Consider the following 23,899-nt stretch of genomic DNA (forward strand, 5'->3'; position numbering starts at 1 on the left):
TATGATTCAGAAAATTCGGGGGGCGCGGTTTGCGCTGGATCAGCGTATCCGGCTCCAGGCTTGCCGCGCCATCCTGGCCAGCGTGTCTCGTGGGCGCGAACGCAACGCTGCTTGTCCGCCAGACATGGGAATGTCCTGCAGCGCAAGTTCGGAGAACAGGCTGGTGTGAAAACGGTCGCGGTGCCGGCCCAGAAAGGCGCACAGCTGTTCATAGCGCTGGATCAGGTGGCGCTCGGGCGCGGGCAGGCGGCCGCCGCGCTTGCGTATCAGTTCGAAGCTGTGCAGGACGATCACGAAGGCATACCAGCCGGCCCGCCAGGCTCCCTCCAGCGCATGGACCATTTCGGCATGGGAGCAGGCACACAGCTGGGCGTGCCGGGTATGGCCGGGATAGTCGCGGAAGGAGGCGACGGGAAACTCCCAGACGCCATCGAACGGCATGGGCTGGGCGATGGGCTGCTCCCATACGCCGACCTGGTAGCTGGGCGTGTAGCTGGTGTCGATCTGGATGCCGTGGTGCGCCAGTGCCTGCAAGGTGACGCGGCTGCCGCCAAAGCTGCCGGCGCGGAAGGCGTGGACCGGCGCCGCGCCCGCCGCCCGCAGGTTGGCCAGGCCCTGGCCGATCAGCGCGCTCTGTCGCTCGAGAGGCAAGTGGCACAGGTACTGGCAGACGGGCACGGGCGGCTGGGCATCGGCCGGCCGCGGCAGCCATTCCGGGTGCAGGTGCAGTTCCACTTGCTGGCCGCCGCGCTGCACGAGGCCGACGATATGGGCCAGCGGCGCCAGGCCCGCCTGTTCGGCGAACAGGGCTTCGACGAAGTAGTTGGCGCGCAGGCCGTGTTGCGCCAGCACGCCGATCTGGTACGGCAGGCCAAAGCCGCCGGCGCTGGTCAGGCCATGGATGTCGACGGCCAATTGCTCGTCGCAACGGGCGCGCTCCGGCGGCAGCGGACGGTGGGGCCAGCCGGGTACGTCGGGCCACAGTTCCGTGTCCACCGTCAGGAATACCTTGAGCGCGTGGGCCGGCCTCATGCGGCCCGCCGTTCGTTGCGGTCGGGCAGTTCCAGCACATGGCGCAGGAACGATTCGAACATCAGCAGCGACCACAGCGCGCTACTGTGGTCGCAACGCCCGCTGAGCTGTTCGTCCCGCAACTGGTGCACGTATGCCATGTTGAAGATGCCGGAATCGGCCAGCAGGCTGCTGTCCAGGCAGCGCTGCAGGCGCGAACGCAGCGCTCCGGCCAGCCAGCCAGCCATGGGCACGGCGAAGCCCATCTTGGGCCGGTGCAGGATGGCGGCTGGCAGGTAGGGGGTCATGGCTTGCTTGAAGATATGCTTGCCTTCGCCATCCATGAGCTTGAGCCGGGGCGGCAGGCCGGAGATCCAGGCCACCAGTTCGTGGTCGAGCAAGGGCACGCGCACCTCCAGGCCATGGGCCATGCTGGCGCGGTCGACCTTGGTCAGGATGTCGCCCGGTAGATAGGTCTTCAGGTCCAGGTATTGCACCAGCGACAGCGCGTCGTCGGCCGGGCAGGCCGCCGCGTGGCGGCGCAGCACTTCGATGGCGCGGTATTGCCCCAGACCGGCCGTGAAGCCGGGGCTGAACAGGCGGGCGCGGGTGGCGTCGTCCATCACGGCGATGCTGTGGAAATAGGCTTCGATCGAGTCGCGCCCCATGGCCTGCAGGGTGGCCTTGGCGCGCAGCGGACGCGGCAGCCATAGCCCCCGCGGGTAGGCGCGGCCCAGCGCGCCGAACACGGGACGCCGCAGGGCGGCCGGAACGCGGGCCCGCCAGCGTTCTTCCTGCACATGCCAGCGGTAGCGCGCGTAGCCGGCCAGGTTTTCGTCGCCGCCGTCGCCCGACAGGGCCACCGTCACCCGCTGCCGGGCCAGCTGGCAGACACGGTAGGTGGGCAGGGCGGAACTGTCGGCGAACGGTTCGTCGTACAGCGTGGCCAGCTGGTCGATCAATCCCGTGTCCTGGCCGTCCACCCGCAGTTCGTGGTGGCGGGTGGCGCAATGGGTGGCCACGGCGCGGGCGTACGCCGTCTCGTCGTAGCGCGGGTCGCCGAACGCGATGGCGCAGGTGTTGACGGGTTCTTGCATGCACTGCGCCATCATGGCCACCACGGCGCTGGAATCGACGCCGCCGGACAGAAAGGCGCCCAGCGGCACTTCGGCTACCAGCCGCATGCGCACCGCCTCGGCCAGGCGCGCCACCAGTTCGTCGGCCGCCTGGGCCGGGCTAGTGATGGCCACGGGCGCGAACGGCACGTCCCAGTACGGCTGGGGCGCGGGCACGGCGCCACCCTTGCGCACGCACAGCGTATGGCCGGGCGGCAGCTTGCGGGCCCGCTCGAAGATGGTGCGCGGGTCGGGCACGTAGCCGTAGGCGAAATAGTCTTCCACCGCCAGCGGGTCCAGCGCGCGCGGCATGGCCGGGTGCAGCAGCAGCGCCTTCAGTTCGGAAGCGAAGGCCAGCTGGCCGTTGTCGAGCCGGGCGTAGTACAGGGGCTTGACGCCGAGCCGGTCGCGCGCCAGGAACAGGGTCTGTTCGTTGCGGTCCCACAGGGCGAAGGCGAACATGCCGCGCAGGTGGTCCACGCAGCGGCTGCCCCATTGCTCCCAGGCGTGGGCGATCACCTCCGTGTCGCAATGGGTGCGGAAGATGTGCCCGTATTGCTGCAGCTCGCGCATCAAGGCGTGGAAGTTGTAGATTTCGCCGTTGTAGACCAGCACCACGCTGTGGTCTTCGTTGTACATGGGCTGGTGGCCGGCGGCCAGGTCGATGATGGCCAGGCGCCGGTGGGCCAGGCCCAGGCCCGGTTCGTGATGGCTGCCGGCACCGTCCGGGCCCCGGTGGCGCAGGCTGTCGTTCATGCGGCCCAGCAGCGCCGGGTCGATGTCGGGCGTGCCTTGCAGGTCGAACAGTCCCACGATGGCGCACATGGCTTTCCTTTCAGCGTGAACGGGGTCCGCGCGGGGCGGACACGGCGTCGTAGACGGCCAGATAGGCATCGGCCATGGCCAGCAGGCTGTAGTCGGACAGCACCAGCCGGCGCGCGCGGCCGCCGTGGCGCACGGCCAGGCCAGGAATGCGGTGGTAGTCGGCGATGGCGTCGGCCAGCAGCTCGGGCGCGCCAGGCGGCACCAGCGTGCCGGTCCAACCCGGTTGTACGAGGTCCACGTTGCCGCCCACGGCCGTGGCGACCACGGGCAGGCCGGTGGCCATGGCTTCCAGGATGGCATTGGAACTGCCTTCGTTGAGCGAGGGCAGGACGAACAGGTCCATGGCGCGCAGCAGCTGGGGCACGTCGTCGCGGGCGCCGGGCAGCCACGCCATGCCGGCCATGTCTGCCTGGTGCAGCAAGTCCAGGCAGGGCTGGCGGCAGGGGCCGTCGCCGATGATCATCAGGCGCAGGCGCGAATACGGTTCCGGGTCCGCCTCCAGCAGCATGAGGAAGGCGCGCACCAGCGACAGGTGGTCCTTGATGGGCACCATGCGGCCCACGCAGCCGATGACGAAAGCGTCTTCGCACAGGAAACCGTCCGGTCCCACGGCCGCGGGCGGACCGAGGCGGGGATGGAACTGCAGGCTGTCGACGCCGTTGCCGATATAGGTGACGCGGGCCGGCCGGGCGCCGATGGTGCCGATCAGCCATTGCTCCAGGTCCTTGCTGACGGCGATGAAGTGGCCGATCAGGGGCCGCAGCAGCTTGCGCAACAGCTTGTAGCGGGGATTCTGGCCGTGCAGGTCGCTCAGGTCTCGCCCGTGTTCGCCGTGGATGCGCAGGCGCACGCCGGCGATGGCGGCCAGCAGTTGGCCCTCCAGGCTGGCCAGGTTGCGGGTGTGGATCAGGTCCGGGCGCAGCCGCTTGAGCACGTGGAACAGGCGCAGGTAGTGGCCCCAGTCCTTGCCTTCGCGCTTGTTGAGACAGATGATTTCCACCCCGGGCCGTTTGATGCGCTGGTGAAATTCCGTATTGTTCTTGAGGCAGATGATGACATGCCGGTAGCGTTCCGGCGGCATGTGGTTGATCAGATTGATCAGGCCGTTTTCCAGCCCGCCGACACCGAGCTGGTGGATCAGGTGCACGATCAGCGGCGCCGCCTGCCGCGGGCCCGCGTCGGCCAGCCTGTTGTTGTCATCGTCCAGCATGGCGCAGACCCCGGTCGATGGATGGCAGCGCCGCGCGCAGGAAGCGCTCGAGCGTGGCGGCCGCAGCGGACATGTCGTCGGCGTCCGCGGCGACGGCGATGGCGGCGCCATCCTCGGGCTGGCGCAGCAGCCTGGCCTTGGCCAGTAGCAGTTTGACCATGACGGGGCTGGCCGTGTCGACCCCATCCTGGCGATACCAGCGCCACACCAGCAGGCGCTTGCCGCCATTGCGCAGCAACAGCTGTTGCACCGCGAGCCGCCGCGGGCCCAGCAAGATGACCCGCGTGTCGGCGGTGCTTTCCTGCCATGCCGGCAAGCCCGCCGGCTGCGGCGCGGCGGCCGGCGCAAGCAGTTCCGCGCCCCTGGCCTGGCGCCGGTACCACGCCAGCTGCAGCGACACCGTGGCGGCGCCGTCGCTGAAATTGGCGGCAAAGGACAGCGCCGGACGCGCCCGGGGCAGGCGCCAGCTGTCGGCGTCCCAGGCGGCGCGGCGCCATGGCGCGGGAACTTCGGCCACGCCCAGCGGTGGCGGGGTCTCGGTCGCCGGCGCTCCACCTTGCATGGCGGCCGCCAGCAGCGGCCAGCAAGCCGTGATGGCCGTGCAGTACAGGCATGCGCGCCACACGGGGGACGCGGCCAGGGCGGGCCGTGCAGCCCGCCGGACTGCCGGCGCCTTGCCCCTGGTTTCGTTCGCCATGTCGTCCGGGGTATCGTCCAGTGTGTCGGCCGGACCAATGTTCGGCACGACGCTCGCCGTCCGCGCCCGCGCCGCCGCTCCCGGTTGCGTCGCCGGGCCGGTGCCGCGCCACAGCCTGCCGCACCAGAACAGCAGCAGGCAGACCAGCCCGAAGAACAGCCAGCCATAGATCAGGTGGTCGATGCCGGCGGCAAGCCGCATGTCGCTGGCGTAGCCGATCAGCACGATCAGGTAGGCCCGCACGCCGTTGGCCAGCACGGGCAGCAGCATGGCCACGGCAATGAACAGCAGCCGGCGGCCGGTGTCGCGAAAGTTGAGCCACGCATACAAGGTACCGAGCGCCACCGAGGCGATCACATAGCGCAAGCCGCTGCAGGCATCGACCACCGACCAGTTACCGTTGGGCAGGGTCAGGTAATTATTTTCTCTCAGTACGGGCACGCCACTCAGCTGCAAGGCCGTGACGGTGAACGAAGCCGTAAAGTCGATCAGCGGCGGCACCAGCACTTCGCCAAAAGGCACGGCCAGCAGCAGATAGCCCAGTGGGAACGCGATGGTGCGCGCGCATGCCGTACCGGCCACGGCGATGACGGTGACGCCCACCATCGCGACCACCATGTACTGTTGCAGCGACGGGACGTTGGCCAGCGCGCCCAACAACCAGGCGGCGCCCAGCAACGCGAGCAAGGCCAGCGCCGCCGCCGAGGGAACCGGCAACTGGCGCGCGAGCAGATGGCGGCGCTGCCAGACCAGCCAGGCGCTGATGGGCAGGATGAGAAAACCATGGGCGAACGTTTGCGAGCGCCACCACAGCGCCACCATGGCAGACAGCGTCGGATAGTGCAGCGCGAGCACCATGGCCAGCGCCAGCAGCAGGCCGGCCACGCTGCCGCGCGGCCAGGCCGGGACCGGTTTCGGCGCCGCGACCAGGGGCATGGCTTGCACGTTCATGGCGCTGCCTCCCGGGCCAGGGTATCCACGCCCAGCATCGCCCCCAGCCGGGCCAGGTTGTGATCCCAGTCGAAATGGGCCAGCACGTGGCGGCGCGCGGCAGTACCGATGGCGTGGGCGTGCTGGCACTCGAGCGCTCGCGCTATCTGCCCGGCCCAGGCGTCGGCGTGGTCGGCACATAGCACCTCATGACCGGGCGTGACGTCCAGCCCTTGCAGCGCCGCCGCGCTGGCCACGACAGGCAAGGCCATGGACATGGCTTCCAGCACCTTGTTCTGGATGCCGCGCGCGATCTGCAACGGAGCGACGGCGACGGCCGCATGCTGCAGGTAGGGGCGGATATCGGGCACGCTGCCGCTGACGTGGATGCCCGGCTCGGCCGCCAGGGCCGTCACGGCCGCCACCGGGCGTGCGCCGACGATGTGGAAGTGCAACGCCGGCCGGGTGGCCCGCAAGGCGGGCAGCACGCGGGCGGCGAACCAGCGCACCGCTTCCACGTTGGGCCAATAGTCCATGGCACCGGTAAATACCAGCACCGTCTGTCCCGGCGGGTAGGGATCGGGCCGGGCGGGGTCGGGCGCGAAATAGGCGCTGTCCACGCCATTGCTGAAGTGCTCGATCTTGTGGCCGCTGTCGGGCGCCCGGCTCCGGAACAGGGCCGCCTCGGGGGCGGAAACGAGGGTGGTGCGGTCGAACTGGCGGGCGATGGCCCGTTCGTAGTCGAGCAGGCAGCGCGCCTCGCGCCGGTACAGCCTGGACAGTGGCCAGGGCCGGGTGGCGGCGTAGGCCAGCCATTTTTCCGAATCCACGTCCACCAGGTCCATGACGCGATGCAGAGGGCCTTGCGCGCCATGGGCCGGCACGTATTGCGCCATGGGGCCGGAAAAGGCCAGCGCGGCGGCGATCGGCTGCTGCGACAGGGTGTGCGCCACCCATTGCTGCAGGGGCCTGACCCGGTAGTAGCGCAGGCTGACCGCTTCATGGCCCGCCAGCGCCGCCAGGCTGCGCAGCCGGGCCCGCCATGGGCGCAATGGCACGAAGCAGCTGCTGGCGCACATCGCTTGCAGCCGCTCCACATATTGCCAGTCGTCCGGATGGTCGACGAAGGTGCCCAGGTGGACGTGGAAATGGCGTTGCAGGTAGGCCAGAATATGCCACGCCCGTATCTTGTCGCCCTTGTTGGGCGGGTAGGGGATGCGGTGCGGCAGATAGAGCAGATGGCGCATGATCAGCCCAGTTGGCGGACGATGTGCGGTCCCAGCGCGTTGGCCAGACGCAGCGGCAACTGTTGCCAGGCGCGGATCAGCCAGCGATAGCGGGGATTGAGGGGATTGTTGTTGGGCACCTGGCGGGCCCGGTGCAACTGGTATTCGTAGTGCAGGGCTTGCGGCGCGAAGCCCCAGTTTTTCTTGAAGTCGTAGGCGCCTGTGCCCGCCTTGCTGCGGCCGAAGTCGAACAGGGTGCAACCGGCCTCGCAGGCCCGGCGCATCACTTCCCAATACATATAGTCGTTGGCCGCCAGCGCACGGGCGGCCGGATCGCCGCCGCCATAGTAGGGCAGGATTTCATCGCGGAAGCGGAAGCTGAGCACGCCGCACACGGCCCTGGCGCCGTGTTCTATGCACAGCACTTCGCAGTCGGCACCGAACTCTTGCTGCAGCAGACGGAAGTAGCGGCGGCTGAACACGGGCGTACCGAGCCGGTGCACGCTGGCCGCGTAGACGGCAAAGAAGCGCTCCGTGTCGCCGCCGGGTACGCTGCGCAGTCCGGCCGCCACGCCCTTGCGCACCATGGCGCGCTGCTTGCGGGGAATGGCCAGCAGGTTGTCGTCGGGCTGCGGCAGCAGCGGCTTGCGGAAGGTGTGGTACAGCTGGCTGGCCAGCCAGTCGGCGTGGCGCGCGCGCAGCTGCCGGTATTCGAGGTAATCGACGCCGAGCCGGGCCGCCAGGGTCTGGGCTGCCTCGTCCAAGCCGGCGGCCGCCTGCGGGTCGGTGGCCGCGATGCCGCCGTAGACGCAGAATGGCAGCGAACTGAGGCTGTTGCCGAACAGGGGGCTGCGGATTTGCGCCAGCGGCAGGATGCCGCGCAGTTCGCCATCCGATTCCGCGTACAGGAACCAGGTCGGGTGGCCGAACGCCTGTTCGATCACGTTCTTCCAGCCGGCGCGGTGGAAGAAGGTGGCGTCCGGGCAGCGCTGCACATAGTTGTCCCAGCGGGCGGCATCGGCCGCGCCCATCAGGCCGACGATGGGTGCGGGCGACACGTGGGGCTGGCTCTCCTGCTTCATGCGTGCTCCAGGAAGATGTGGTCGATCCGGTCCCATTGGAAGTCGCGCAGCAGCGTGTTGATGCGCGTTTCCATGCGCCCCAGGTTCAGGTAGTGGCGAAACCGGGTGCGCCAGCCCAGGCCCGCTGGCCGTGGCTGGCCGGGATCCAGTTCCCAGGGATGAAAATAGAATATTCCAGCCTGCCTGTCGTGCGAATTGATGCGCCGCAAGGCCCAGCGCGAACAGGCGTACGGATAGAGCCGGAAATAGCCGCCGCCGCCGGCCGGAAAATTGCGTCCGCCCAGCCTGACGGTACTGACGGGCAGTTCCAGCAGGCCCGCCGGACCGTCCGGATAGTGGGCGAAACGGGGCGCGCCGGGGGCGCCGTAATGGTCGTGGCGTATCGGATACAGGCTGGAGCTGTAGCGGTAGCCGGCCGCCCGCAGGCATGCGTGGGCCCACGGCGTGGCCGGGCCGATGGAAAAGCTGGGGGCGCGATAACCGTGCACGGCCGATCCGCTCACTTGTTCCAGGATGGCCTTGCTGCGGCCGATGTCGTGCGCGAATTCGGACTGGCTCTGGGCGCTCACGCGGGCATGACCGTAGCCGTGGCTGGCCAGTTCGTGGCCGGCGGCGGCGATGCGGCGCACCAGTTGTGGGTAGCGCTCGGCCACCCAGCCCAGCGTGAAGAAGGTGGCGCGACTGTCCGTTCCGTCCAGCATGGCGAGGATGCGGTCCACGTTCGCCTCCACCCGGCAGGGCAGGCTGTCCCAGCTGTCGCGCGCGATGTGGGGGGCGAAGGCCGAGACCTGGAAGTAGTCTTCGACGTCGATGGTGAGCGCGTTGCGCGCCGCGGGCGGAGCGGCGGGGCTCATGGCTGCGGGCCCCGCCGTTCGGCCAGCCAGGCGCCGATGACGGCGGCGATGCGCTCGGCCGCCTGGCCATCCCAGTGGCGCGGCACGCGGCCGGCCTTGCCGCCGTAACGCAGGATGTCGTCGCACAGGGCCAGGATCACGGCCGGGTCGCGCCCGGCGATGGCGTTGGTGCCTTCGCTGACGGTGATCGGCCGTTCCGTGCTGTCGCGCAGGGTCAGGCAGGGCACGCCCAGGGCCGTGGTCTCTTCCTGCACGCCGCCGGAATCGGTCAGCACCATGCGCGCGCCGCGCATCAGGCCCAGCATCTCCAGGTAGCCCAGCGGCGGCAGGCAGGCCAGTTGCGGCGTGTCGAGCAGGTGGCCGAGGCCGAACTGCTGGACCTTGGCCCGGGTGCGCGGATGGAGCGGAAACAGCACGGGCAGCCGGTGACTGAGGCGGTTGGCCGCGTCCAGCAAGGCGCGCAGCCGCTGGGGATCGTCGACGTTGGCCGGCCGGTGCAGCGTGAGCAGGGCATAGGGCGCACCGGGCGCGAAGAAGCCGGCCAGGTTGAGGCTGGCCAGGATGCGGTCCGGCGCCGGCGCCGTGGGTAACAGGCGCAGCAGGGTATCGATCATGACGTTGCCGACGAAGTGGATGCGCATGCCGGCGATGCCTTCGCGCTGCAGATTATCGGCGGCCCCCGCTTCGGTCGTAAACAGCAGCTCGGACAGCTGGTCGGTCAGGACCCGGTTCACTTCCTCGGGCATGGCGCGGTCGAAGCTGCGCAAGCCGGCCTCCACATGCAGCACGGGCACGTTGCGCTTGGCCGCCACCAGGGCGCAGGCCAGCGTGGAATTGACGTCGCCCACCACCAGTATGGCGGTTGGCGCCAGCGGTTCGAGCACGGCGTCGAAGCGGCGCATGACCTCGGCCGTCTGCACGGCGTGGTTGGCGGAGCCGACGTCGAGCTGGATGTCGGGCGGCGGCAGGTCGAGGGCGCCGAAGAACTGGCTGTTCATGGCCGCGTCGTAGTGCTGGCCCGTATGGACCAGGGTCAGCGCGGGGGCCGGCGTGAGCTGGCGCAGGGCGCTCAGCACGGGCGCCATCTTCATCAGGTTGGGGCGTGCGGCGACGACGCACACCAGCCGTTGTACGGGTTGCAGGGGAGTGGGTGTCATGGCGGGCCTCGGTCGTCAGAACAGCAGGATCAGCGCGGCGCCGGCGCCGTTTTCACGGTAGTTGCCGCCGGCGTTGCTGCGGTGGGTGGCGTGGCGCAAGTCCACCGTGGCCGTCAGCCGCGGCTGCAGTTGCCGGGTGAAGTTGACGGTGACGGTGCGGTTCTGGTCGCGCCGGCCCGTGTCGACGGCGTCGGTGGCGCTGTAGCTGCCGGTGAGGCTGACGCTGTCGCGGGACGACAAACGCCAGCTCCATCCGGCCTGTGCCACGCGCTGGCGCGTGTGGTCATCCGCCGCCAGCTGCCCCGGCGGCAGCAGCGGACTGTCGATGGTGCTGCGCGTTTGCGCCGCCCGCTGCGTGGCCGACAGGCCCAGCGCCAGCGTGCTGCGCGCGCCGGAGTAGACGGTGGCCGCGTGCCATTGCTTTTGCAGGAAGTAATTGTGGCTGAAGTAGTTGACGTTGCCCGCGTACGGTCCCAGCATCTGCGACAGGCGCAGGAAGGCGTTCACGGTCTGCAGCCGCAACTGGGGATCGGGTATGCGGCTGGCCCACAACTGGTACAGGAAATTGCCGACGGCGTCAGGCTGCAGGCTGAGGAACTGGGCCGAGGTGGTGGTGATGTCCTCGTTGTAGTTGAGCGTCCAGTACATGGCGTGCATGCGGTACTGCAGATCCAGGCTGTGGGTCTGGCCGAAATATCGCCGGCCCACGCTGGCCGTCACGCTGGTGCGCACCGAGGGGTTCCAGGCCGCGCCGGCCGACCAGTAGCGGCCCTGGGGCGGGTTGCCGATGGCCTGGTAATCGGCCTTTTCGTAGCCGGTCGTGCCGAAGGCGGTCACCCTGCCGTCCAGCGGCACACGCAGCGTGAAGGCGGCGTCACTGTTGATGACGGGTACCATGGCGGCATCATGGGTGGCGCTGCGGTTGGCGCTGGCCTGCCACTGCCAGCCGCGACCGTCGTTGTCGCCGCTGACGGTGAGGCGTACGTCATGGTTGTGTACGTCGTACAGGCGGTCGCTGCGCACGCTGTCGTAGGCATAGCGCAACTCGGCCGTGGCCAGCCCCCGGAAATCGTGCTTGAGCGTGGGCGCCACGCTCAGCGTGTGGGTGGTGGTGCGGTTGGCGCTGTTCTGGCCGGGGTCCGTGATCTGGGGACCGAAGGCGGACAGGTTCTGCTGGCTGATGCCGGCCCGCGCATCGACGGTGAGCCAGTCCGGCAGCAGTTCGCCGTGGACGCTGCTGTCGAGCAGCTGCGTGCGGCGTGGCGCCTCGACCGTGCTGCGCCGTTCCTGCAGCGCATAGTCGAGCCGCAGCGACAGCCTCGGGCCAGTGCCCGTGACGGCAATGGCGGGCGCCAGTTCCGTGGCCCAGGCGGAGCGGGCCTGGGCCTGGGGGCTCAGGTTGACGTTGTCGGTGTAGCTTTCGCCCAGGCGCACACTGGGCGCGATGGTCCAGTCGGCAGGCACGGCCCTGGCCGGGATGGCCAGCACCACCAGCGCCCACGACCACTTGCGTTGCGTGGCGCCCGTCGCCCTAATCATAATAACCATAGTACTCGCCACCCGGGAACTCCTTCGTCTTGTTGTAGATCAGGTTGACGTGGGCGCACTGCTCGACCTGGCGCAGCGCTTCCTGGACGGCGTGCTGGGTGGTGGTTTCCGCTTCCACCACCATGACGATCTGGCCCATCTGGGCTGCCAGCACGCTCGCTTCGGTGGTGATGAGCAGCGGCGGCGAATCGAAGATGACGATGCGGTCCGCGTAGCGTTCCGCGATGTCGGTCAGCAGGCGGCTCATGCTGCGGCTGGCCAGCAGTTCCGTCGCATGCTTGAACGGCCGGCCGGCCGGCAGGATGCTCAGCGTGGGCACGTTGGTGCGCAGGATCACGTCGGGCAGGCCGAGCCGGTCGTCGGTGAGGATGTCCATCAAGCCCGGCGCCGAACCCAGGCCCAGCACCTTGAGCACGGACGGGCGCGCCACGTCGGCATCGACCAGCAGCACCGTAATGTCCATTTCCATGGCGATGCTCATGGCCAGGTTGACGGCGCAAAAGGTCTTGCCTTCGCCGGGCAGGGCGCTGGTGACGACGATCAGGTTGCCGTGGCGGATGGCGGCGTTGCCCGCATCGCCGCGGGCGTTGCGCAGCAGGGGCCGCTTGATGATGCGAAAATCCTCGGCCACCGTGGTGCGCCCGCTGTCCTGGGTGACCATGCCCATCTGGCTCAGCCGGGTCAGGTCAATGTCAACCATGCGGGGGGCCGCGATGGCGGTAGGCGTAGGGTCTGCGGTCGTCATGGCGCTGTCCTAGAATTTGAGCAAGGTGGCCGCCATCACGCCGCCGTAGGCCAGCAACAGGCTGCCGAGCGCGCCGCCGAAGGCATATTGCCCCCGCTGGCGCTTGCGCTTGCCGGCCTCGGTCCAGTTCATGGCCACGGTGCCGATCACGGGCAGGCCAGTCTGTTCCCGCAGTTCGCCGGGGCTGAGGAAGGTGGGGCGGATCTGGCTGATCAGGAGGGCGGCCGCGTTGCCGATCAGGATGGCGCCACCGAGCACGACGCTGTAGAGCAAGGGCCGGTTGGGACCGACGGGCGTGATGGGGACGGTGGGCGGGTCGATGATTTTGAAGGTCATCATGTCGGTGGTCGTGCTCAGGTCGCCCGACAGCTTGGCCGCCTCACGCCGGCCGATCAGCTTTTCGTAGTTTTCCTTGTTGATCTGGTAGTCGCGGTTGAGCTGGGCCAGTTGCGACTCCGCTTCCGGCACGGCGTTGGCCTGGGCCATCAGGCGCTCGTGGCGCGCGCTGTATTCCTGCACCCTGGCCTTGATGGAAGCGACCCGGGCGTCGGCCTCGGTCAGGGCCACCTTGAGCTGCTGCAGCATGGGGCTGTAGTTCTTGCCCGGATCGCCGTTGGCCGCCCGCAGCTTGCGCTCCTCGACCTTGCGCGCCTCCAGCTGGGCCACCAGGCGCTTGGCGGCCACGATGTCGGGATACTGCTCCGTGTATTGCATGCGCAGGGCGTCGAGGTTCTTGTTAAGGACGGCGATCCGGCTGTCGAGCTCGGGATTGGCGATGGCGGCCGGGTCGAGGTCGGCCCCCAGGATGGGCTCGTCGCCGCTGATCTGGTTGCTGATGGCGTTGCGCGCCTGTTCCGCCTCGGCCAGCTCAAGCTTGGCGCTGTTGAGGGCGTCGGCCGACAGCAGCAGCTGGGCGCCGTAGTCCACCCCTTCGCGCGGCAGCAACACGTTGTGCTTGAGCTTGAACTCCTTGACTGAATTCTCGGCCGCCACCAGCTTGTCCTCGTAGGTCTTGATCTGCTCGTCGATGAACTGCACCGCCTTTTGCGACTCGCCCCGCTTGCCCTTGAAGCTGCCTTCGACGAAGATCGTCAGCAGCGACTGCACCACGTCGCGCACCAGGCGCGGATTTTTGTTGTTGTAGGTGATGGTGTAGATGTCGAAGGTGCCGGTGCTGCCGATCTTGATCTTGCTCATCAGTTCGTCGAGCTGCAGCTCATGTTCGCGCGCGCTGCCCGCGCTCAGGTCCAGGTCCACCATGCGCATGACCCGTTCCACGTTCGGCCGGCTCAGCAGCGTACGGCTCATGATGGCCACCTGCTGTTCCACGTTGGGCACGCTCGTCATGCCCGCCAGCAGCGGCTTGAGGATGCTCTGGGTGTCGACGAACACGCGGGCCGTGGTCTGGTAATCGTCCGGCAGCGTGGCCACCTTGGCCCAGCCCAGGGCGGCCACCAGCCACATGACGGCCATGGCCTGCCAGCGGTATTTCCAGATACCTTTCAGGCTGGATAGCAGCTGGCTGATGATTTCCTGCATGGTCCAGTCTCTCCGCGGGTGGTCACAGCAAATTATAGGGTTGGCCACCGGCCCGGATGACCGAACCTGTGCCGCGCTTGAGACATATCAACAGCGCAGGCCGGTCTTTTCTGAATCATAGGCAGCATGGACGGGCGGCGCCGCCGGCGTTGCCTGCCGTCCCGAAACGATGAGGAGTGAAGCGATGGCGAGACCCTACTGCATGCTGGGCGGCGGCCTGGCCGCGGCGCTGGTAACGCTGGCTGGCTGCGCACAGCGCGCGCCCATGCCGGCCGATGCGACCCCGGCCCTGGGTGATTACGTGATCGGTGCCGGCGACGTGTTGAACATCAACGTGTGGCGCAATCCGGAGGTGTCGCTCAGCGTGCCGGTACGGCCCGACGGCAAGGTCACCACGCCGCTGGTGGAGGACATGCAAGCGGCCGGCAAGACGTCGACCCAGCTGGCGCGCGATGTGGAAAAGGCGCTGGGGAAATATATCCAGCAACCCATGGTGACGGTCATCGTTACCAGCTTTGTCGGTCCGTACTCGCAGCAGATACGGGTCATCGGCCAGGCGGCCAGGCCGCAGGCGCTGCCGTACCGGCAAGGCATGTCGCTCATGGATGTGCTGATCGCCGTGGGGGGCATCACGGATTTCGCGGCCGGAAACAAGGCCAACATCATCCGCACCGTCGATGGCCGGCAGCTGAGCCTGGCCGTGCGGCTGCAGGACCTGGTGCGCGATGGCGATATCTCGGCCAATGTCGCCATGCGGCCGGGGGACGTGCTGGTGATCCCGGAAAGCCTGTTCTGAAGCTAGCCATATGCTAGGGAGGGCAGCCAAAATAAATTGAGGATTTACGGAACTTTTCTTTTGCGCAGGCGGTCAGAAGAGCATCAGCCCAGCTTACGGTTCAGTGAACGACGGGCTGACCGACTTGGGAGATGCCACCGTGCAAAAAGACGACACTATAATTTCCTTTGAAGCCATGCCGGGTTTGCGTGACCTGATGGTGGGCGAAGGGCGCGGCAATCAAGCGCCGGACGACCAGATCGACCAGCAGACTTTCCACATCCGGATGGCCAACTCGCAGGGGCGGCGCGAAGCGGCCAGCCTGCTGCTGCGAAAAATGTACGGCTGGCGCGGCTACGCCATCGATCCCGGCGCCAGCCATGCGCTCAACAAGATCACGCTGTTCGCGGAAACGGCCGGCCAGACGGTGGGCACCATGTCCTTGTGCCTCGACAGCGCGGACGTGGGCTTGCCGGCCGACGAGAACTTCCGCGACAAGCTCGACGAGCTGCGCGCCCAGCAGCGGCGGCTGTGCGAACCGTCCCGGCTGGCGATCGAGAAGGGGGTGTCGAAACGGGTGTTCGCTGCGCTGATCCACATCTCCTACATCTACGCGCACAATATTCATGGCTATACCGACTATGTGATCGAAGTCAATCCGCGCCATGTCATGTTCTACAAGCGCATGCTGGGCTTCAGCGACTTCGGCGGCGAGCGCCCGTGCACACGGGTAGGGGCGCCGGCTGTGCTGTTGCGGCTGGACCTGGCCTACATGAGCGAGCAGATCCGCAAGTTCGGCGGTTTGATGGAGCAACAGACCAGCGAGCGCTCTTTCTATCCGTATTTCTTCCCCACATGGGACGAGCCTGGCATTACGGCGCGCTTGATGCAGGGGCGCACCTGAATGGCTGGACGCGGCCTGCCGGCCCGCCCGGCGCGGCCGTTGGGCAACAGGCGGCTCAGCGTCCGGCCGTTCCCGGATGCAGGTAGTTGACGGGGATGGCATAGGTGATGCCGCTCGGCGCGGAAATGGCCGCTTCCTTGAGTCCGCGGACAAAGACCATGTTGATGACGCCATACACGAGGCCCGTGTCGGGATCGTACAGGGGACTGCCGCTGTTGCCGGGATAGGCCGTGCCGTCGAGCTGGAACACGGGGTAGGCTTGCCGCTGTAACTGGCGGGCCAGACGAGCATCGAGCTTGCCGGAACTGACGGGCGGTGTGGCGACCGGCGTGATGGCCGACACCATGCCCCTGTGGGTGACGGGATGCATACCCAGCACCATGCCCAGCGGGAAGCCCGTGAACGCCAGCAGCTTGCCTTCGGCTACCGTGCTGGAATCGCCCAGACGCATGGCCGGCAAGGGCGCGCCCGCCATCCGCAACTGCGCCAGGTCATGTTCCCTGTCGAGCGTGCTGACGGCGGCGGCCCGGAACTGGGCCGTTTCGCCCTGGCCAACGAGCACGCCGAGCACCTGGGTGTCGTCGGCGTTGCGCAGGTCCTGCAGGACGTGGGCCGCCGTGACGACCGTGAGCCCGTCGCCGATCACGAAGCCGGTGCCGATAAAGGTGACGGCCGGCGTGCGCGTCTTCTGGTAGCTGCCGACGCCGACGATGGAGGGCTTGGTCTGCTCGATGACATGCTCGAGCTCCGTGCCGGCCGCGGCCGGCATGGCCAGCGCCAGCCAGCACCACGCCAGCCACGGCTTCATGGCCGTGCTCCCGCTGGCCGGGCCGGGCGCAAGGCGGCGGCGCACAGGAGCAGCATGGACAACAGCGCGATCCGTGGCACATCGAGCAGGCTGTCGAACAGGCCCACGGCGTGAAATCCGGTCAGCGACGCCAGCCAGGCGGCTGCATCGCGTTCGCCATGCAGCAGGCGCCGTACCAGGCCGGCGCACACGCAAGCGAGCAAGCCTGTGTAGGCCGTCAATCCCAGCCAGCCCAGCTCGAAATACAGGTTGAGCGCCAGGTTCTTGATATGCCAGGGCAGATGGTGGCGGTCGCTGCTGAAGAACCAGTAGTTGTTGCCATCGGTGAAGGAGCCGTTGCGCAGCAGTTCGCGCTCCGTGATGGCGTCGCGCAGACTCAGGTTGTCCACGGCCATGGTCGCGTTCTGGCCTTCGAGTGCCAATTCCAGCTGGACCGGACGGCGCCAGTAGCGGGTGCCGGCGCCCAGCGCGCCTGAATGGAGCAGGAACTGGTAGTGATGCCAGCCGTCGCCCGTTGCGATCAGCGGCATGGGCGCCGGCACGCAGTCGTCCGGATACAGCAGCAGGCGCGCGCACAGGTTGAGGCGCAGGAAGGCCGGCGGGCCGGGATTGCGCACGTCCAGTTGCAGCGTGTAGGGCGTGTGCGGCGCCACGTCGACACGCTGGAGCATGCGCAGCAGTTCGCCATAGCCGGCCGCGTAGCCAGGCGCCGCCAGTTGCAGATAGCGGTTGCCAGGCTGGTCGATGAACTGATAGCTGGCCGGCGGTTCGCGGGCCGGATTGTGCCAGAAATAGGTGGCCGGAAACGTCCCCAACCCCATGCCCAGCCACGGCGCCAGCGCATCGTCGTCCATCATGCTCAGCGCGTGGCGCCAGTGCGTCATACGACGCTGCCAGTCGCCGCCGCTGGTGGCGAAGCGTTCGGCCGCATAGTAGCTGTTGCCGATCGGTACAGCCAGTCCGATCAACATGAGGCCCGCAAGTGCGAGACTGAACGGCACGGGCAGGGGGCGCGGGACGGGCGCCGGGGGCGCGCCGGCCGCCAGCGGGCGTGGCGCGCCGGCGTGGACATACAGCAGCAAGACGAGCGCGCTGGTCCCGAGCAAGACGGCCAGGGCGCGGTAGCCGCCGGCCGCAAACACGCGGTCGCACAGGTAGATGTAGGCAGCGATCGCGCCCGCCCCGCACAAGGCGGGCCCGGGACGCAACTTGCCGGGGCCGGCGAGCCGGGCGGCCAGCAGCACCAGCAAGGCCAGCGCCAGCGCCAGATACAGGCCGCGCGAGAACGTCGTCAGGCTGGCATAGGCGGTGCCGGCCAGCAGTGGCAGCATCAGCCATGGATGCCAGCCGCCGCGCCTGCCCCCAAGATGTAGCGCCAGCAAGGGGGCGCACAAGGCCAGATAGCCGTCCAGGGCGGCGCCGCCCGTGTGCATGGCGGAAAACGGCGCCGTGGTGCGGTAGTCGGTCGAAAAATTCATCAGGCCGGGAAACCAGGCCCGTTCCCGCACGTCGGCCAGCACCACCAGGGCCAGGCCGGCCAGCATGCCGGGGACGAAGCGGCGCGCCAGGCCCTGTAATTGGGGACCGGCCGTGCGCCGCAGCGGCATCCACAGCAGCATGACCCAGCCCCAGGCCTTGGCGATGCGCAAGCCATTGTAGGGACTTAAATAATTGTTGAAGGCGTTCGGATCGACGGGCGGCCAAGGTCGCGTCCCGCGCCACAGTCCGATGGACCAGGCGAGCGCCAGCAGGAGCAGCCAGGCGACCACGCCGGCCGGCAGTCGCGGCTGAGCCTGGACGGCGGCGCCGGGCGGCGTCAGCCGGCCCGGGCAGGCGTAGCAGACGGTGATGGTCAGCATCAACAACAGGTCGCTTTCATCGATGAAGAACCAGCCGGTGACGGGCGCCAGGTCCAGCGCCGGCAGCAAGGCCGGCAGCAACAGCAGCCACAGGTGCGGACGCCAGCACAGCGCCGCGCCATAGCCCGCCAGCACGGCGGCGAGCCAGCTGCGCTCGAGCGGAAAACGGGCGAGCGTGGCCAGCAGGGCGACGCCGCCCAGCGCTGCCAGTGCCCGCTGCAGCCAGTGCGCCATGGCTTACCACTTGGCCATCATGGCCTGGACCTCGTCGCGGCGCCGGAAGTCCTTGCTCGCCAGCAGTTGCTGGAATTGTCGCCGCGCTTCCTGCCGTTGGCCGGCCCCGGCCAGCAGGACGGCGTAGTGATAGCGGATTTCCTGTGCGCCCGGCGCCAGGGTGCTGGCCTGTTGCAACAGGGGCAGCGCACGGGCCGCTTCGCCCTGCTCCCGCAATATCCAGCCCAGCGTATCGAGCACGGCGGGATTGTGCGGCGCCCGTTGGTAGGCCCGCTCGGCGTATGCCCGGGCGCGCGGGTCCTTTTGCTGCTGGCATGCCCAGGCCAGGTTGTTCAAGGCGAGGATGTTGGCCGGATCTTGCCGCACGGCCTGGTCGAACTGGACAATGGCGGCCCCATAGTCCTTGTCGGCCAACAAGCCTTGCGCCAGATGCATGCGTACCGCCTGGTCGGTGGGATGTTCCTGCAGCCAGCGCGTCAGGCGTGCCTTGGCGTCGCCCGCCTGGCCGGCCAGGCGCAGGGCGTCATGCATGGCCATCACCAGGGGCCCCGACGCTTGCAGCTGGTAGCCGTGCTGGTAGGCGCGCAGGGCGGCGGTTCCCTGCCGCTGCAGCATCATGACGTCGCCTTCGAGCTTGTAGGGCAGGGGGCTATCGGCGTGCTGCTGCTGCATGACGTGGATCAGGCGCAGCGCCGCATCGTATTCGCTGCGGCGCATGTGCAGCCCGGCCAGCGCGGCCTGGGCGTCGGGATAGTCGGGCTGCAGCGCGAGGGCGCGCTCCAGGCTGCGCATGGCCGCTTCCGTTTGCTTGAGGGCCAGTTCGGTGGCGGCGACGCGCAACTGAACGGGCGCAGACCCTGGCTGCAGCAGGGCCAGCTTGTTCAGGCTGTCGAGCGCACCCTCCACGTTGCCCGTACCGGCCTGGGCGTCGGCCAGCAGCGCCAGTATGTCGGGCCGCTCCGGATAGGTGGCTTGCAGTTTCTGGGCCAGCAGCAGCCCTCGTTGCGCGTTGCCGTGTTGCAGGTCGAAGCGGGCCAGCACGATGGCCGGTTGCGGCGCATCGGGCGCGGCGGCGGCGGCCCGCGCCAGCCAGTCGCGGGCCGCTGCGGTTTGCCCCTGCACCAGGGCGAGTTGGCCCAGGGCGGTCAACAGTTGCACATTCTTGCGGTCGCCTTGCAGCGCCGTCTCCAGCCGCAGACGGGCCTGTTCGGGATGATGTTCATACAGGTCGAGCTGGGTCAGGTTGTCGAGCGCCGCCTGGCTGCGCGGGTCCAGCGCCAGGGCGCGCTGGAAGGCGGCCCGGGCGCCCGCCATGTCCTGGTTGGCCAGCAGGACGCCGCCCTTCAAGTTGTAGATGAGAGCGCTACTGCCCTGGTTCTTTTCCATCTGGGTAATGGTGCGCAGGGCCTTGCCGTTTTCCTTGTTGCGCAGCTGGGCCAGCACCAACAGCAAGCCGGCCCGCGGGGTGGACGTTTCCAGGGCGGCCGCCTGTTCCAGCTCGGCCAGGGCCTGCTCCGTTTCGCCCATGGCCATGCGGCTCAGCCCCAGCGCCGAATGCAGGGTGGCCGCGCGCGGCGCCAGGGCAATGGCGCGCGCGTACACGGCGCTGGCCTTGGCATAAAGGCGCAGCTTCATATAGGCTGCGCCGGCCAGGGCCAGCGCTTCGGCATCCTCCTGTGGCGGTTCCAGCATGGGAGCGAGCAGGCGCAGCGCTTCGTCGGGGTTGCCGTTGCGCACAGCGATGCCGGCCAGCAACCGGGTCGCATAGTGGTGGCCGGGATGGGCGTCGAGAAAGCGGCGCAAGTGTTGCTCGGATTGGGGCAGGGCGCCCCTGGCCAGCTCGACGGCCCCCATGAGCAGGATGCTGGGCATGTGGTCCGGGGCGGCGCGCAACACGAGCTGCAGCTGTTCCTGGGCCGAGGCCAGCTTGCGCTCCTGGAAGTCCATCAACGCTTGCTGGTAAGCCAGCTGGGGACTGTTGGGCGCCATCTTGCGCACCGTCGCCAGTTCTGCCCTGGCCTGGGCCAGCTTGCCGGCCTGGAGATAGAGGGCAACGATGTCGACCCGGGACTGGAGCAGTTGCGGGCGCAGCGCGGCGGCCTTGCGCAAGGCCGCCAATGCGGGCTCGAACTGCCCTTGCATCCGCAACAGCTCGCCGCGCAGGCGGTAGGCCGCCGGTTCGGCCGGGGCGGCGGCAATGGCCCGGTCGGCCAAGGACAGCGCCGCGTCGGGATGGTGTTCGAACTGCGCGATCCTGGCCAGACCCAGCAGTGCACCGGCGCTGGCGGGCTGGCGCCGCAGTATCTGTTCGAACACCGTGCGTGCCGCCTCGATGCGCTGCAGACCCAGCAGGGCGTCGCCCCGTACCGCCTGCCAGCGCGGCTGGGCCGGTTCGTCCGGGAGGCGGGCCAGGGCCTGTTCATAGTGGCCCTGGAGCACCATGGCTGTGCCGAGCGCGGGCAGGACGTCGGCGGCCGGCATCTTCAGTGCATCGGCGCGCTGCAATTCCTTTTCCGCCGACACGGCATCGCCCACTTCCAGATAGAGCTGGCCCAGCAGAAGCCGCGCCTGGCCATTGCCGGGTGTACGTTGCAACACATTCTTGACCTGGATGATGGCCGACTTCGGTTCGCCCCGGACCTGGTAGCTGCGTGCGTCGGCCAGCAGGGCCGCATCGTCCTTCAGCCGGCCGCAGCCGGCGAGGCCGCCCAGCAGCAGCAGCGCGGCCGCCAGCAGCAGGCGGGCCGTCCCGATGCGGCTGGCCGGAATACTGAACATGGCAATTTCCTCTGGGCAGATGAAGCGGGTTTGGGTAGCGCGCGGCACCTCACTAGGGTAGGCAGTTTGGCCCCGTCCCTCCTTGCGGGGGCGCAAACGGACGCGTATTGCCGGCGCGCGACGCGCGGCTTGTGCTGTCTCAACAGGCTGCACCATCACGTCCGTACAATCGGGAACATCGCGGCCGGCCGCCTGCAAGGGCGGCATTTCGCCAGGCCGGGCGGGCAGACAAGTGGAGGATATCCATGGACGTGGTCGCTGTAGTGGGGCTGGGATACGTGGGGTTGTCGCTGGCCGTGTCGTTCGGCGCGCAGCGGCGCACCATCGGCCTGGATCTGTCCGAGCGCAAGGTGGCACGCTACCGCAGCGGCGTCGATCCGGCCGGCGAAGTGTCGGCCGAACAGTTCGCGGCGGCCAAGTGGCTCAGCATGGGCTGCGACCCGGCCGAACTGGCCAGCGCCGATTTCATCGTGGTGGCCGTGCCCACACCCGTCGACAGTGCCCACAGTCCCGATTTCAGTGCGCTGGTCGGTGCCAGCGAGAGCGTGGGCCGGCACATGAAGGCGGGCGCCATCGTGGTCTACGAGTCCACCGTCTACCCGGGGGCGACCGAGGAGATCTGCATCCCCATCCTCGAACGCTGCTCGGGCATGCGCTGGCGACACGATTTCCATGTCGGCTTTTCGCCCGAGCGCATCAATCCGGGCGACAAGGAACACACGCTGGCCTCGATCCGCAAAGTGGTGGCCGGCGACGACGACGCCACGCTAGCGCGCGTGGCATCCCTGTACGAACTGGTGGTGGCCGCCGGCGTGCACCGGGCCTCGAGCATCAAGGTGGCGGAAGCGGCCAAGGTGATCGAGAACACCCAGCGCGACCTCAACATCGCGCTGATGAATGAACTGGCCATCATTTTCGACCGGGTGGGGATAGACACCCAGGAAGTGCTGCAGGCGGCCGGCACCAAGTGGAACTTCCTGCCGTTCCGGCCCGGCCTGGTGGGCGGGCATTGCATCGGGGTCGACCCTTATTACCTGACCCATAAGGCTGAAATGCTGGGCTACCATCCGCAGGTGATCCTGGCCGGGCGGCGCATCAACGACGGCATGGCCAAATTCGTGGCTGAAAAAGCCGTCAAGGAAATGGTGCGGGCCGGCTACAAGCTCAAGGGATCGAGCGTCAACGTGCTGGGCCTGACGTTCAAGGAAAATTGCCCGGACTTGCGCAACTCCAAGGTGGTGGACTTGATACGGGAACTGGAATCGTACGGCCTGCAAGTGCATGTGCACGATCCCGTGGCCGACCCGGAGGAAGCCTGGCGCGAATATGGCCTGCGGCTGGAGAGCTGGGACCAGCTGCCGCGGGCGGACGCCCTGATCAGCGCCGTATCGCACCGGGAACTGCTGGCGCGGCCGCTGGCCCACTACCAGGACAAGGTCAGCGCGGCCGGCTGCTTCATCGACATCAAAGCGCATTTCGACCAGCGCAGCCTGCGCGACAGCGGCCTGAACGTATGGAGACTGTGAATCCTGACGGCGACGGCTCCCTGCCTGAGTCTGCCTATCAGCAAGCCCGCGAACGGCTGGAGTCGCACCGCTACCACTGGCTCATTACCGGCGTGGCCGGCTTCATCGGCTCGCACCTGCTGGAAGCGCTGCTGGAACTGGGACAGCATGTGACGGGCATGGATAATTTCCTGACCGGCTACGCCCACAACCTGGACCAGGTGCGTGAGGCCGTCGGCCTGAGTGCCTGGCAGCGCTTCCAGTTCCTGCAGGCCGACATCCGCGACGGCGACATGTGCCGCCGCGCCTGCGCCGACGCGGACTTTGTGCTGCACCAGGCGGCATCGGGCTCGGTCCAGCGTTCCATCGAACAGCCGCAGCTGTGCAACGACATCAACGTGGGCGGCTTCCTCAATGTGCTGACGGCCGCCCGCGACGCCCGCGTGCGCCGCTTCGTTTATGCGGCCTCGAGCGCCACCTATGGCGACCATGACGCCTTGCCCAAAGTGGAACACACGATCGGCAACCCGCTGTCGCCCTATGCGGTGAGCAAGCATGTCAACGAGCTGTATGCCGGCGTGTTCGCCCGCTGCTATGGGGTGGAAACGGTGGGCCTGCGGTATTTCAACGTCTACGGTCCGCGCCAGGATCCCGGTGGCGCCTACGCGGCCGTGATACCGCAGTGGATAACGGCCATGCTGGCCGGCCGGTGCGCCCACATTAACGGCGATGGCGAAACGAGCCGCGACTTCTGCTACGTGGGCAACGTGGTGCAGGCCAACCTGCTGGCCGCCTTGGCCGAGCAGCCTGAGGCTGTCAACCAGGTGTATAACGTGGCCGGCAATGCGCGTACCAGCCTGAACGAACTGCACCGGCTGTTGTACGAGCTGCTCGGCGAGCGCCGGCCAGACCTGCGACCGCTGGCGCCCCAGTATGGGCCATTCCGGGCCGGCGACGTGCGCCACTCGCATGCCGACATCGGCAAGGCGGGCCGCCTGCTGGGCTACGCCCCGACGCACGACCTGCGGCGCGGTTTGCGGCTGGCGCTGCGCTGGTATCTGCGGCAGGCTAAGCCTGGATCGGCGGTATAGCGCGCC

18 protein-coding genes are annotated in these 23,899 nt (G+C 68.2%); 4 read left to right on the forward strand and 14 right to left on the reverse strand.

The annotated features are described in order from the left end of the window. Positions 1 to 39 precede the first annotated feature (39 nt). The 11 genes from AC3WOS_RS01530 to AC3WOS_RS01580 are packed head-to-tail and all read right to left on the reverse strand — an operon-like array spanning position 40 to position 13,939. Positions 40 to 1,032 carry a polysaccharide deacetylase family protein gene (locus tag AC3WOS_RS01530; protein WP_492714056.1) on the reverse strand — a complete coding sequence of 331 codons (993 nt, stop codon included), beginning with the start codon at positions 1,030 to 1,032 and terminating at the stop codon, positions 40 to 42. Beyond that, the gene (locus AC3WOS_RS01535) at positions 1,029 to 2,951 is read right to left on the reverse strand and encodes an XrtA/PEP-CTERM system amidotransferase (protein WP_492714057.1); all 1,923 of its coding nucleotides are present in this window, start codon (positions 2,949 to 2,951) and stop codon (positions 1,029 to 1,031) included. Before AC3WOS_RS01535 ends, AC3WOS_RS01530 begins: the two co-directional genes overlap by 4 nt. A 10-nt stretch (positions 2,952 to 2,961) precedes the next feature. Beyond that, positions 2,962 to 4,161 carry a TIGR03088 family PEP-CTERM/XrtA system glycosyltransferase gene (locus AC3WOS_RS01540; RefSeq protein WP_492714058.1) on the reverse strand — a complete coding sequence of 400 codons (1,200 nt, stop codon included), beginning with the start codon at positions 4,159 to 4,161 and terminating at the stop codon, positions 2,962 to 2,964. After that, entirely contained in the window at positions 4,148 to 5,809 is a 1,662-nt protein-coding gene (gene xrtA / locus AC3WOS_RS01545; protein WP_492714059.1) for an exosortase A, read from the reverse strand. Before xrtA ends, AC3WOS_RS01540 begins: the two co-directional genes overlap by 14 nt. Next, complete coding sequence (locus AC3WOS_RS01550; RefSeq protein ID WP_492714060.1) at positions 5,806 to 7,035, reverse strand: TIGR03087 family PEP-CTERM/XrtA system glycosyltransferase; 1,230 nt, start codon at positions 7,033 to 7,035, stop codon at positions 5,806 to 5,808. The genes xrtA and AC3WOS_RS01550 overlap by 4 nt, the downstream gene beginning before the upstream one ends. A 2-nt stretch (positions 7,036 to 7,037) precedes the next feature. Beyond that, positions 7,038 to 8,096 (reverse strand): FemAB family XrtA/PEP-CTERM system-associated protein, encoded by a 1,059-nt coding sequence (locus tag AC3WOS_RS01555; protein WP_492714062.1) that lies wholly within the window; start codon positions 8,094 to 8,096, stop codon positions 7,038 to 7,040. Further along, positions 8,093 to 8,950, reverse strand: coding sequence for an XrtA system polysaccharide deacetylase (locus AC3WOS_RS01560; protein WP_492714063.1), 858 nt, complete (start codon positions 8,948 to 8,950; stop codon positions 8,093 to 8,095). Before AC3WOS_RS01560 ends, AC3WOS_RS01555 begins: the two co-directional genes overlap by 4 nt. Next, entirely contained in the window at positions 8,947 to 10,107 is a 1,161-nt protein-coding gene (gene wecB / locus AC3WOS_RS01565) for a non-hydrolyzing UDP-N-acetylglucosamine 2-epimerase (protein WP_492714064.1), read from the reverse strand. The genes AC3WOS_RS01560 and wecB overlap by 4 nt, the downstream gene beginning before the upstream one ends. Before the next feature lie 15 nt (positions 10,108 to 10,122). Then, a complete protein-coding gene (locus AC3WOS_RS01570) occupies positions 10,123 to 11,655 on the reverse strand; it encodes a TIGR03016 family PEP-CTERM system-associated outer membrane protein (RefSeq protein ID WP_492714065.1) in 1,533 nt (510 codons plus the stop codon). After that, on the reverse strand, positions 11,639 to 12,400 hold the full coding sequence (locus AC3WOS_RS01575; RefSeq protein WP_492714066.1) for an XrtA-associated tyrosine autokinase: 762 nt from the start codon (positions 12,398 to 12,400) through the stop codon (positions 11,639 to 11,641). Before AC3WOS_RS01575 ends, AC3WOS_RS01570 begins: the two co-directional genes overlap by 17 nt. Positions 12,401 to 12,409: 9 nt before the next feature. Continuing rightward, positions 12,410 to 13,939: an XrtA system polysaccharide chain length determinant gene (locus AC3WOS_RS01580; protein WP_492714067.1), complete on the reverse strand. Its 1,530-nt coding sequence runs from the start codon at positions 13,937 to 13,939 to the stop codon at positions 12,410 to 12,412. Positions 13,940 to 14,123: 184 nt separating this feature from the next. Here AC3WOS_RS01580 and AC3WOS_RS01585 point away from each other — a divergent pair, with 184 nt between their 5' ends. Next, entirely contained in the window at positions 14,124 to 14,735 is a 612-nt protein-coding gene (locus AC3WOS_RS01585; protein WP_492714068.1) for an XrtA/PEP-CTERM system exopolysaccharide export protein, read from the forward strand. A 139-nt stretch (positions 14,736 to 14,874) separates the two neighbouring features. Continuing rightward, positions 14,875 to 15,618 carry an N-acyl amino acid synthase FeeM domain-containing protein gene (locus AC3WOS_RS01590; RefSeq protein WP_492714069.1) on the forward strand — a complete coding sequence of 248 codons (744 nt, stop codon included), beginning with the start codon at positions 14,875 to 14,877 and terminating at the stop codon, positions 15,616 to 15,618. Between the two features lie 55 nt (positions 15,619 to 15,673). Here AC3WOS_RS01590 and AC3WOS_RS01595 read toward each other — a convergent pair whose 3' ends face one another. Genes AC3WOS_RS01595 through prsT form a run of 3 tightly spaced genes read right to left on the reverse strand, consistent with a single transcriptional unit; the run spans position 15,674 to position 21,297 of the window. After that, on the reverse strand, positions 15,674 to 16,426 hold the full coding sequence (locus tag AC3WOS_RS01595) for a S1 family peptidase (protein WP_492714070.1): 753 nt from the start codon (positions 16,424 to 16,426) through the stop codon (positions 15,674 to 15,676). Next, entirely contained in the window at positions 16,423 to 18,519 is a 2,097-nt protein-coding gene (locus AC3WOS_RS01600; protein WP_492714071.1) for a hypothetical protein, read from the reverse strand. Before AC3WOS_RS01600 ends, AC3WOS_RS01595 begins: the two co-directional genes overlap by 4 nt. A 3-nt stretch (positions 18,520 to 18,522) precedes the next feature. Then, a complete protein-coding gene (gene prsT, locus AC3WOS_RS01605) occupies positions 18,523 to 21,297 on the reverse strand; it encodes an XrtA/PEP-CTERM system TPR-repeat protein PrsT (RefSeq protein WP_492714072.1) in 2,775 nt (924 codons plus the stop codon). A 245-nt stretch (positions 21,298 to 21,542) separates the two neighbouring features. Between prsT and AC3WOS_RS01610 the strand changes: the two genes are divergently transcribed. Further along, the gene (locus AC3WOS_RS01610) at positions 21,543 to 22,823 is read left to right on the forward strand and encodes a nucleotide sugar dehydrogenase (protein WP_492714073.1); all 1,281 of its coding nucleotides are present in this window, start codon (positions 21,543 to 21,545) and stop codon (positions 22,821 to 22,823) included. Continuing rightward, a complete protein-coding gene (locus AC3WOS_RS01615) occupies positions 22,820 to 23,893 on the forward strand; it encodes an SDR family oxidoreductase (protein ID WP_492714074.1) in 1,074 nt (357 codons plus the stop codon). The genes AC3WOS_RS01610 and AC3WOS_RS01615 overlap by 4 nt, the downstream gene beginning before the upstream one ends. Positions 23,894 to 23,899 lie beyond the last annotated feature (6 nt).

The sequence above is a fragment of the Rugamonas sp. FW305-51 genome, assembly GCF_058786935.1.

Excerpts from the sequence above, each read along its gene's own strand:
- prsT (WP_492714072.1), bottom strand. The coding sequence starts at position 21,297 with ATGTTCAGTATTCCGGCCAGCCGCATCGGGACGGCCCGCCTGCTGCTG.
- AC3WOS_RS01585 (WP_492714068.1), top strand. The coding sequence starts at position 14,124 with ATGGCGAGACCCTACTGCATGCTGGGCGGCGGCCTGGCCGCGGCGCTG.
- AC3WOS_RS01575 (WP_492714066.1), bottom strand. The coding sequence starts at position 12,400 with ATGACGACCGCAGACCCTACGCCTACCGCCATCGCGGCCCCCCGCATG.
- AC3WOS_RS01595 (WP_492714070.1), bottom strand. The coding sequence starts at position 16,426 with ATGAAGCCGTGGCTGGCGTGGTGCTGGCTGGCGCTGGCCATGCCGGCC.
- AC3WOS_RS01560 (WP_492714063.1), bottom strand. The coding sequence starts at position 8,950 with ATGAGCCCCGCCGCTCCGCCCGCGGCGCGCAACGCGCTCACCATCGAC.
- AC3WOS_RS01600 (WP_492714071.1), bottom strand. The coding sequence starts at position 18,519 with ATGGCGCACTGGCTGCAGCGGGCACTGGCAGCGCTGGGCGGCGTCGCC.
- wecB (WP_492714064.1), bottom strand. The coding sequence starts at position 10,107 with ATGACACCCACTCCCCTGCAACCCGTACAACGGCTGGTGTGCGTCGTC.
- AC3WOS_RS01555 (WP_492714062.1), bottom strand. The coding sequence starts at position 8,096 with ATGAAGCAGGAGAGCCAGCCCCACGTGTCGCCCGCACCCATCGTCGGC.
- AC3WOS_RS01550 (WP_492714060.1), bottom strand. The coding sequence starts at position 7,035 with ATGCGCCATCTGCTCTATCTGCCGCACCGCATCCCCTACCCGCCCAAC.
- xrtA (WP_492714059.1), bottom strand. The coding sequence starts at position 5,809 with ATGAACGTGCAAGCCATGCCCCTGGTCGCGGCGCCGAAACCGGTCCCG.
- AC3WOS_RS01580 (WP_492714067.1), bottom strand. The coding sequence starts at position 13,939 with ATGCAGGAAATCATCAGCCAGCTGCTATCCAGCCTGAAAGGTATCTGG.
- AC3WOS_RS01530 (WP_492714056.1), bottom strand. The coding sequence starts at position 1,032 with ATGAGGCCGGCCCACGCGCTCAAGGTATTCCTGACGGTGGACACGGAA.
- AC3WOS_RS01535 (WP_492714057.1), bottom strand. The coding sequence starts at position 2,951 with ATGTGCGCCATCGTGGGACTGTTCGACCTGCAAGGCACGCCCGACATC.
- AC3WOS_RS01540 (WP_492714058.1), bottom strand. The coding sequence starts at position 4,161 with ATGCTGGACGATGACAACAACAGGCTGGCCGACGCGGGCCCGCGGCAG.
- AC3WOS_RS01610 (WP_492714073.1), top strand. The coding sequence starts at position 21,543 with ATGGACGTGGTCGCTGTAGTGGGGCTGGGATACGTGGGGTTGTCGCTG.
- AC3WOS_RS01570 (WP_492714065.1), bottom strand. The coding sequence starts at position 11,655 with ATGGTTATTATGATTAGGGCGACGGGCGCCACGCAACGCAAGTGGTCG.